This is a genomic window from Variovorax sp. 10L426, assembly GCF_056395305.1.
On record NZ_JBFTJF010000161.1, the window covers coordinates 1 to 351 of the forward strand.

1 pseudogene is annotated in these 351 nt (G+C 72.4%); it reads right to left on the minus strand.

Annotation, left to right across the window (positions count from 1 at the left end):
• Window positions 1-301: pseudogene (locus tag AC1DHL_RS30260) on the minus strand (hypothetical protein); the annotation flags it as partial.
• Between the last annotated feature and the right edge of the window lie 50 nt (window positions 302-351).

Genomic DNA, 351 nt, shown 5'->3' on the forward strand with positions numbered 1-351 from the left:
CGTTGTAGGCCGTGCCGACAGCGCGCGAAGCCGGCATCGCGAAACTGCCGTTGGCATTGACGACCTGGGTGTCGCCATTGGTGTCGGCCAGTTGCAGGCTCTTGCCCGCAGCCAGGCCCGACACGGTGCCGCCCACGGTGTAGATCGTCGGTGCAGCGCCTCGCGACAGCGCCGCATTGGCGCACAGCCGGCCGCCAGCCGGGGCGTCGGCGCAGGCCGTCAGCACGCCGGCTGCGGCGGCGACTGCCGAGACAGGGCTCGCCACCTGGGCGCTGTGGCCGTCGGCGGCTGGGGTGGCCACGAAGCTGGCGCCATCCGTTGTCCACGCCCAGTTGGTGAGATCCCCTGCCC